This is a genomic window from Aquitalea pelogenes, assembly GCF_001515305.1.
In the GTDB taxonomy this organism is placed as follows: domain Bacteria; phylum Pseudomonadota; class Gammaproteobacteria; order Burkholderiales; family Chromobacteriaceae; genus Aquitalea; species Aquitalea pelogenes.
This window is the reverse complement of record NZ_LNQV01000035.1, coordinates 34,080-41,766: the sequence shown is the minus strand read 5'-3', so window position 1 is coordinate 41,766 and position 7,687 is coordinate 34,080. Positions and strand designations below refer to the sequence as shown.

Below are 7,687 nucleotides of genomic sequence, written 5' to 3'. Positions count from 1 at the left end.
CGCAGCCTCGCTTGGCCTGACTCCGCTGGCGGTGTTCCGGCGCGTCACCCTGCCGCAACTCAAGCTGGCCATCTGGGGCGGCGGCCTGCTGATCAGCCTTGCGCCGCATGGACCCGGCACTGGAAGACAGCGCAGCCTCGCTTGGCCTGACTCCGCTGGCGGTGTTCCGGCGCGTCACCCTGCCGCAACTCAAGCTGGCCATCTGGGGCGGCGGCCTGCTGATCAGCCTGCACCTGCTGGCCGAATACGGCCTGTACGCCATGTTGCGCTTTGACACCTTCACCACCGCCATCTTCGATCAGTTCCAGTCCAGCTTTAACGGCCCGGCAGCCAATATGCTGGCCGGTGTACTGGCTCTGTGCTGTCTGGGCTTGCTGTGGCTGGAGGCGGGGACACGCGGCAATGCACGCTACGCCCGGCTGGGTTCGGGCTCGGCGCGACAGATCGCCCCGGTTCGTCTGGGTGCATGGACACTGCCGGCCTTGCTGCTGTGCCTGCTATCCGCCGCACTGAGCCTGGGGGTGCCGCTGATCACACTGGGTCACTGGCTATGGAAAGGTGGCATTGAAGCCTGGCAAAACGACAGCCTGTGGCCTGCACTGCAAGAGACGGTGCTGCTGGGTGCGCTTGGTGCCGTACTGACCGTGGTGGCCGCCGTGCCGCTGGCCTGGTTGTCGGTGCGTGCTGTCAGTCGCTTGCAAAGGCTGCAGGAGGGCTGCAACTACATCACCAGCGCCCTGCCCGGCATCGTCACCGCGCTGGCTCTGGTCACCATCACCATCCATTACGCCCGGCCGCTCTACCAGACCATCTTCACCATCCTGCTGGCTTATCTGCTGATGTTTCTGCCCCGCGCGCTGGTCAGCCTGCGGGCCGGCATTGCCCAGGCACCGGCCGAGCTGGAACAGGCAGCGGGCAGTCTGGGCAGCACACCGGGGCAGGCCTTGCGCCGGGTCACCTTGCGTCTGGCTGCGCCGGGTGCGGCGGCAGGCCTTGCCATGGTGTTCCTCGCCATCAGCAACGAGCTGACTGCCACCTTGCTGCTGGCACCCAATGGCACGCGTACGCTGGCCACGGGTTTCTGGGCGATGACCAGTGAAATCGACTACATCATGGCTGCACCTTATGCCTTGCTGATGGTGCTGCTATCGCTGCCACTCACCTGGCTTTTGCATGACCATTCCAAACGGAGTGCCGGACGATGACTTCCCTGCACCTGCAACACCTGAGCAAACACTACGGCGCCACCCAGGCGGTACAGGATGTATCCCTGAGCTGCACGGCAGCCAGTCGCGTCGCCATTGTCGGCCCGTCCGGCTCGGGCAAGACCACCTTGCTGCGCATGCTTGCCGGTTTCGAACACCCGGACCAGGGCAGCATCACCCTGGACGGGCAAACACTGGCAGCCGATGGCCGGGCCCTGCCCGCCCATTTGCGCGGCATCGGTTATGTGGCCCAGGATGGCGCGCTGTTTCCCCACCTGACGGTGGCAGACAATATCGGTTTCGGCCTGACACTCAAAGGCGAAGCACGCAATCGGCGCATTGCCGAGCTGCTGGACATGGTGGCGCTGGACCAGGCCATGCTGCAACGCTGGCCGCATCAGCTATCCGGTGGCCAGCAGCAGCGTATTGCGCTGGCGCGGGCACTGGCCCAGCAACCACGGCTGATGCTGCTGGACGAACCGTTCTCGGCGCTGGACACCGGATTGCGCGCCGCCATGCGCAAGATGGTGGCACAACTGCTGGGTGATGCCGGCATCACGCCATTCTGGTCACCCACGATCAGGCCGAGGCCTTGTCCTTTGCCGACCAGCTGGCGGTAATGCGTCAGGGAAGGCTGATTCAGTCCGGCAGCCCGCAACAGCTGTACAGCCAGCCTGCCGATGAAGCGACGGCGCTGTTTCTGGGCGAGGCGGTCATTTTGCCGGCGCAGATTCACCAGGGCAAGGCCGAGTGTGGACTGGGCGCGATTGCAGTAAATGACAGCCAGTTCAGCGGCCAGGGGCGCATCATGCTGCGGCCGGAACAGCTGGAACTGCAGCTGGCGGGCAGTCAGCAATCCCAGGCACAGGCACGCGTGCTGGAGTGTGATTTCGGTGGCCATGACAGCCTGATCGACCTGCAATTGCCGCACGACAATACCGTGCTGCAATTGCGCACCAGCAGCTGGAATCTGCCCTCTCCGGGCAGCATGGTGGGGATTGCCGTGCAGGGCCGGGCACATTTGCTGCCAGCCTGAGTGCAAAGACCCTGAAGGTGCGACTCAATCGTCGCCGTGGGTCTGGTCCCAGAAACGACGGGTGGCAAATTCATCCGTCGTTTTTTGTTCGCGGCGGGCCTGTACCAGCTGCTCGCGCTCCAGTTCCCGTTCCAGCAGTTTTTCGTAGGCCTTGAGCTTTTTGTGCTCGTTGCGCCAGGCCTGTCGCTCCATGATGAAGCGCTGCTTGGCGAATTCGGTATCGCCCTGCTGGATGCGCACGGCTTCGTCCAGCCGGCCCAGGAATTTCTGAAAGTCCTGCCACTGGGCAATGCTCATGCCCTTCATGCCACCGGTGGTCAGCCGCTCGCGGTATTCATTGCGGAAATTTTCCAGCTGTTCCTGCCGGTTCATCGCGTCCAGCACCTTGGCCTGCGCCTGACGCATGCGCTCGGCTGCCGCAGCCTGTTTGTCCTCGGCCAGCTTGATCAGGAAGGTGTATTTGCTCTGTGCCATGGCCTAAGCGCCTTACGCCAGCACGCTTTCCAGTTGCAACTGCTGGTGGTGTAGTCCTGGGATTCATGCATGGGCTGGGTGAGGAAGCTGGTCATCTGCAACTGGCGACGCATGGCCTCGTCCAGTACCGGATCAGAGCCCGGCACATAAGCCCCCACGCTGATCAGGTCGCGATTGCGCTGGTAGCGTGAGTACAGCTGTTTGAAGTAGCGTGCCTGATCCATCTGCTTGGGCGGCACCACATCCACCATCACCCGGCTGATGGACTGTTCGATGTCGATGGCTGGGTAGTGCCCTGCTTCGGCCAGCTCGCGCGACAGCACGAAGTGACCATCCAGAATGGCCCGTGCCGAGTCGGCAATCGGGTCTTGCTGGTCATCGCCTTCGGACAGCACGGTATAAAAGCCGGTAATCGAACCGCCGCCATTTGCCGCATTACCGGCCCGTTCAATCAACTGTGGCAGACGGGCAAACACCGAGGGCGGATAACCCTTGGTTACCGGCGGCTCACCAATGGCCAGCGCGATTTCACGCTGCGCCATGGCGTAACGGGTGACCGAATCCATCAGCAACAGCACGTCCTTGCCCTGGGCGCGGAAATACTCGGCCAAGGCCGTGGCATAAGCTGCGCCGTGCAGGCGCATCAGCGGCGGCATGTCGGCAGGAGCTGCCACCACCACGGCGCGGGCGATGCCCTCCTCGCCCAGAATGTTCTCGATGAAGTCCTTGACCTCGCGACCCCGCTCGCCAATCAGCCCCACCACCACCACATCGGCGCGGGTGAAGCGGGCCATCATGCCCAGCAGTACCGACTTGCCGACACCGGACCCGGCAAACAGGCCGAGACGCTGGCCGCGCCCTACCGTCAAGAGGCCGTTGATGGCACGCACGCCCACATCCAGCACCTGCTTTACCGGCGAGCGGTCCAGCGGGTTCATTGGCTGGCTGTGCAGCGGGAAATAGGCTTCTGGATGAATGGGGCCCTTGCCATCCAGCGGACGGCCCAGTGAATCGAGAATGCGGCCCAGCAGGCTTTCACCGACCGGCACCTGACGACCGGCCGGGCCGTTGACCCGGGCGGAAACCACTCTTTGCCCGTAGCTGGGCGGATGACACGGCGTCATCGGCCGCACCGGCGTACCGGGCAGCAAACCGTGCACATTGGCCAGCGGCATCAGGAATACCCGGTCACCGGAAAAACCCACTACTTCGGCTTCCACCACATGGTTGTCCGCCAGTTCAACCTGACAGGCGCTACCAACCGGCAGCTTGATGCCGGTGGCTTCCATCACCATGCCGGTGACGCGCAGCAAACGCCCGCACGGCTGCCATAGCGGCGCTTCTTGTGCAGCCTGCATGCAGTCATTCAGAAAGGAACGCTGGCGGTCAATCAGGGTAGTCATTGTGTTCGGCATCCAGACCCATGGCGCTGCGCAGTGCAGCCAGACGCGAAGCCAGACGCAGGTCCAGCTGCAAGGCCGCGGTATCGATGATGCAGCCGCCGCGCTGGATATGCGGGTCTTCAATCCACTGCCACTGGGTTTCCGGGGTTTCCTGTTGCAGGAACTGCCGCACGGCTTCCAGGTCGGCCGGGTTCACCCGCAGCCGGGCCTGGCTCATGGTGGCAGGCAGCTCGCCCAGTACCTGACGCAGCTGGGCGATGATCGCAGTATCACTTTGTGCCAGATGCTCACCGGCAAGGCGCTCGGCCAGCTGCATGGCCAGTGACAGCAAGGTGCCGGACAGCTCCTCTTCCACCCGGTTGATTTCACGGGCAAAACTGGCAGCCAGATCCTGCATCGGCGTCCACAGCTGGGCAAATTGCGCCGCAGCCTGATCATGCCCCTGCTGCAAGCCCATGGACAAACCTTCTGCATGGCCCGCTTGCGCCCCTTCGTCGTAACCGGTCTGCCACGCTTCCTGGTGAATGGCTTCCAGCTCGGAGGCCGTGGGATAGCCGGAAGCAGCCGGCTCTTCGGCTTCGGGGGCATTTTCGCCCGGGGAAGATGGCTCCTCCTCCCCTTCTGCCCGCTGGGCATCGGCTACCGTGGGTGCCTGCTCCAGATGGCGGCGCAAGGCTTCCAGCCCGGCCAGCTGGGTCGGGCTGAAACCGTCGTCGCCCTGGGTCAGCTCGGTTGGCGTCCAGCTTTGCCAGCCTTGCAGTTGCTCACCCGGAATGATGGGATTATTCGACAAGGCCTTCGTCACCACCCTTGCTGCCTAGCACGATCTGACCATCGTCGGCCAGCTTGCGGACAACCTTGAGGATTTCCTTCTGTTCGGCTTCCACCTCGGACAATTTGACCGGTCCCTTGGATTCCAGATCGTCACGCAGCATTTCGGCCGCACGCTGCGACATATTGCGGAAGATCTTGTCCTTGAGTTCGGCACTGGTGCCCTTGAGCGCCACCACCAGCGAATCGGACTGCACTTCGCGCAGGATGGTCTGGATGGAGCGGTCGTCGATGTCGAGAATGTTCTCGAACACGAACATCTTGTCCTGGATGCGTTGCGCCAGTTCCGGGTCGTACTCGCGGATGTAGTTGAGCGCCGAACCTTCCACATTGGAACCCATGAAGTTGAGGATTTCCGCCGTGAGGCTGATGCCGCCGGAGGCGCTCTTCTTGATGCGGTCCGAGCCGGACAACAGCTGGGTCAGCACGTCGTTCAGTTCGCGCAGCGCCTGCGGCTGCACGCCTTCCAGCGTGGCGGTACGGATCAGTACCTCGTTGCGCAGCCGCTCCGGGAAGAAGGACAGGATGGAGCTGGACAGGTCCGGCTCCAGATGCACCAGGATGGTGGCAATGATCTGCGGGTGCTCGTGGCGGATCAGATCGGCCGCCGAGGACGGGTCCATCCACTTCAGGCTTTCGATACCGCTGTGATCGTTGCCCTGCATGATCTTGTCCAGCAGGTTGGCCGCCTTGTCCGGGCCCAGCGCTTCGATCAGCACATTGCGCAGGTATTCGTCCGACGCGCCGATGCTGGCGCGCGCCGCACACTCTTCGCGGAACTTGCCGACAATGTCATCGATCTGGTCGTAGCTCAGATTATTGATGGCCGCCATGGCCAGCGAAATCTTCTGCACTTCCTTGGGGCCCAGATACTTGAACACTTCAACCGCTTCGGCCTGCCCCAGGCTGAACAGCAGAACCGCACTGCGGTGCACACCGTTATCACTCATCGGAGCTTATCCATTCCTTGATGATCTGGGCTGCCATGCGCGGGTCAGATTTCACCAGCTCACGCGCGGCTTCCAGATTCTGGTTGTACTGACGCATCTGGGCATCCTTCGGATTTTCCGGCGTGCCATCCGGGTTGGTGGCCACGGCACCCTTGCCGCCGGCAGCCGCACCCTCGGCACCACCCTCATCGTCACCGGCAACGGCCAGCAAGCGACCACCGGCATCTGCCAGCGGCTTGCCATCCGGGCCTTTCTTGACGGCATCCTGTGGCTTGACCAGGTCCTTGACGATAGGCCGCACCACACCAAACAGCAAATACAGCACGGCAATGGTAAGCAAGGCGTACTTGATCAGGCTGGAGGCATTGTTGGTGAGGTAGTCGGTCACCTTCTCCTGCATGGTCACCGGCACCGCCGCATCGGCAAAGGCGGCATTCACCACGTTCAGCGTGTCACCACGCTGACTGTTGTAGCCCATGGTTTCCTTGACCAGATTGTTGATCTGCTGGATTTCCTGGGCGGTCAGCGGCGTCGGTTTCATCTCGCCGTTCTTGTCCGGCATCTTGCGGTAGTTCACCACCACGGCGGCAGACAGACGCTTCACCACGCCTTGCGGCATCTTGGTGTGCTGAATGGTCTTGTCCACCTCGTAATTGGTGGTGATGTCGCGCTCCAGCGCACCGGACTGGCCCATGGCCTGACCGGACAAGGTGGCCGTACCCGGCGCAGCACCCGGCGGCAAGGTAATCGGAGCGGAAGCACCAGATGGAGGCTGATTGGACAGGGCTCCGGGGACACCACCGGCATTGGCAGCGCCACTACCCAGCCGCTCCACGATTTGCTGGCTGCGGGTGGCGGACGGATTGGGTGACGAGTTGGGACGATAGCTCTCCGAAGTCTGCTCCACTTCGGAGAAATCCACATTGGCCGTTACCTGGGCATGAATGTTTCCCTGGCCGAATATGGGTTCCAGAATGCTTTCGATACGCTTGACGTAGCCATCCTCCACCTGGCGCACATAGCCAAGCTGGGTCTGGTCCATGCCGGCCGTATCCTTGTCGGACAGCTTGGACAGCATGTTGCCGTCCTGATCCACCACCGTGACATTCTTCACCGGCAGATTGGGCACGGCACTGGACACCAGATGCACGATGCCGGCCACCTGGCCCTGATCCAGCGTGCGGCCGCGGAACAGGTTCAGCATCACCGAGGCGGTTGGCTGTTGCTGGTCGCGCACAAATACGCTTTGCTTGGGAATGGCAATGTGGATGCGGGCCGATTCCACCGAACCGATGGCCTCGATGGTGCGGGCCAGCTCGCCCTCAATGGCGCGCTGGTAATTGACTTGTTCGGCAAACTGGCTGATGCCGAACTTCTGGTTGTCCATCAGTTCGAAGCCGACGCCCCCAGCCTTGGGCAGGCCCTGGGCAGCCAGACGCAAACGGGCGTCATATACCTTGTCAGCCGGTACGGATACGGTCCCGCCATCGCCCAGCTGATAAGGAATGTTCATTTGCTGCAGGGCAGCCGTGACCTGACCGCCGTCGCGGTCGGCAATATTGGAAAACAGGATTTTATAGCTGGGCTGCCGGTTCAGGACAACTGCACCGACAATGACAGAGAAAATGGCGGCCAGGGCCACCAGGAAGAGGATCTTTTTATTGTTGGGAAGCGACTTGAAGCGGTCGGTTGCTTCATTGAGCCGGGTTCGCCAAACAGGAGTCGGGTTTTGTTCTGCCAGATCAGCCATACAGTGGTTTTAGTTTCAGGCACAGCCACTGCCGGCAA

Annotated in this window: 8 protein-coding genes; 3 read left to right on the top strand and 5 right to left on the bottom strand. The window is 62.3% G+C overall.

Annotated features, from left to right (window positions below; genetic code table 11):
• Positions 1–107 precede the first annotated feature (107 nt).
• Genes AWT75_RS14730 through AWT75_RS23045 form a run of 3 tightly spaced genes read left to right on the top strand, consistent with a single transcriptional unit; the run spans position 108 to position 2,241 of the window.
• Positions 108–1,205, top strand: coding sequence for an ABC transporter permease (locus tag AWT75_RS14730; protein ID WP_239689615.1), 1,098 nt, complete (start codon positions 108–110; stop codon positions 1,203–1,205).
• Positions 1,202–1,825, top strand: coding sequence for an ABC transporter ATP-binding protein (locus tag AWT75_RS23050; protein ID WP_239689613.1), 624 nt, complete (start codon positions 1,202–1,204; stop codon positions 1,823–1,825). Before AWT75_RS14730 ends, AWT75_RS23050 begins: the two co-directional genes overlap by 4 nt.
• Positions 1,798–2,241, top strand: coding sequence for a TOBE domain-containing protein (locus tag AWT75_RS23045; protein ID WP_239689612.1), 444 nt, complete (start codon positions 1,798–1,800; stop codon positions 2,239–2,241). Before AWT75_RS23050 ends, AWT75_RS23045 begins: the two co-directional genes overlap by 28 nt.
• A gap of 24 nt (positions 2,242–2,265) precedes the next feature.
• Here AWT75_RS23045 and fliJ read toward each other — a convergent pair whose 3' ends face one another.
• From fliJ to fliF, 5 genes are read right to left on the bottom strand one after another with little or no spacing between them, the layout of a single operon-like run.
• Positions 2,266–2,715 (bottom strand): flagellar export protein FliJ, encoded by a 450-nt coding sequence (gene fliJ, locus AWT75_RS14720; protein ID WP_045848351.1) that lies wholly within the window; start codon positions 2,713–2,715, stop codon positions 2,266–2,268.
• The gene (gene fliI, locus AWT75_RS14715; protein WP_082696127.1) at positions 2,688–4,118 is read right to left on the bottom strand and encodes a flagellar protein export ATPase FliI; all 1,431 of its coding nucleotides are present in this window, start codon (positions 4,116–4,118) and stop codon (positions 2,688–2,690) included. Before fliI ends, fliJ begins: the two co-directional genes overlap by 28 nt.
• Complete coding sequence (locus tag AWT75_RS14710) at positions 4,102–4,911, bottom strand: FliH/SctL family protein (protein WP_239689611.1); 810 nt, start codon at positions 4,909–4,911, stop codon at positions 4,102–4,104. Before AWT75_RS14710 ends, fliI begins: the two co-directional genes overlap by 17 nt.
• Positions 4,901–5,899, bottom strand: a complete 999-nt coding sequence (gene fliG / locus AWT75_RS14705; RefSeq protein WP_045848354.1) for a flagellar motor switch protein FliG — start codon at positions 5,897–5,899, stop codon at positions 4,901–4,903. The genes AWT75_RS14710 and fliG overlap by 11 nt, the downstream gene beginning before the upstream one ends.
• Positions 5,892–7,649 carry a flagellar basal-body MS-ring/collar protein FliF gene (gene fliF / locus AWT75_RS14700; protein WP_062789927.1) on the bottom strand — a complete coding sequence of 586 codons (1,758 nt, stop codon included), beginning with the start codon at positions 7,647–7,649 and terminating at the stop codon, positions 5,892–5,894. Before fliF ends, fliG begins: the two co-directional genes overlap by 8 nt.
• Between the last annotated feature and the right edge of the window lie 38 nt (positions 7,650–7,687).

What these genes read in the sequence shown, in the direction of transcription:
- fliI (WP_082696127.1), bottom strand. Translation starts at nt 4,118, where the DNA reads ATGACTACCCTGATTGACCGCCAGCGTTCCTTTCTGAATGACTGCATG.
- fliF (WP_062789927.1), bottom strand. Translation starts at nt 7,649, where the DNA reads ATGGCTGATCTGGCAGAACAAAACCCGACTCCTGTTTGGCGAACCCGG.
- fliJ (WP_045848351.1), bottom strand. Translation starts at nt 2,715, where the DNA reads ATGGCACAGAGCAAATACACCTTCCTGATCAAGCTGGCCGAGGACAAA.
- AWT75_RS14730 (WP_239689615.1), top strand. Translation starts at nt 108, where the DNA reads ATGGACCCGGCACTGGAAGACAGCGCAGCCTCGCTTGGCCTGACTCCG.
- fliG (WP_045848354.1), bottom strand. Translation starts at nt 5,899, where the DNA reads ATGAGTGATAACGGTGTGCACCGCAGTGCGGTTCTGCTGTTCAGCCTG.
- AWT75_RS23050 (WP_239689613.1), top strand. Translation starts at nt 1,202, where the DNA reads ATGACTTCCCTGCACCTGCAACACCTGAGCAAACACTACGGCGCCACC.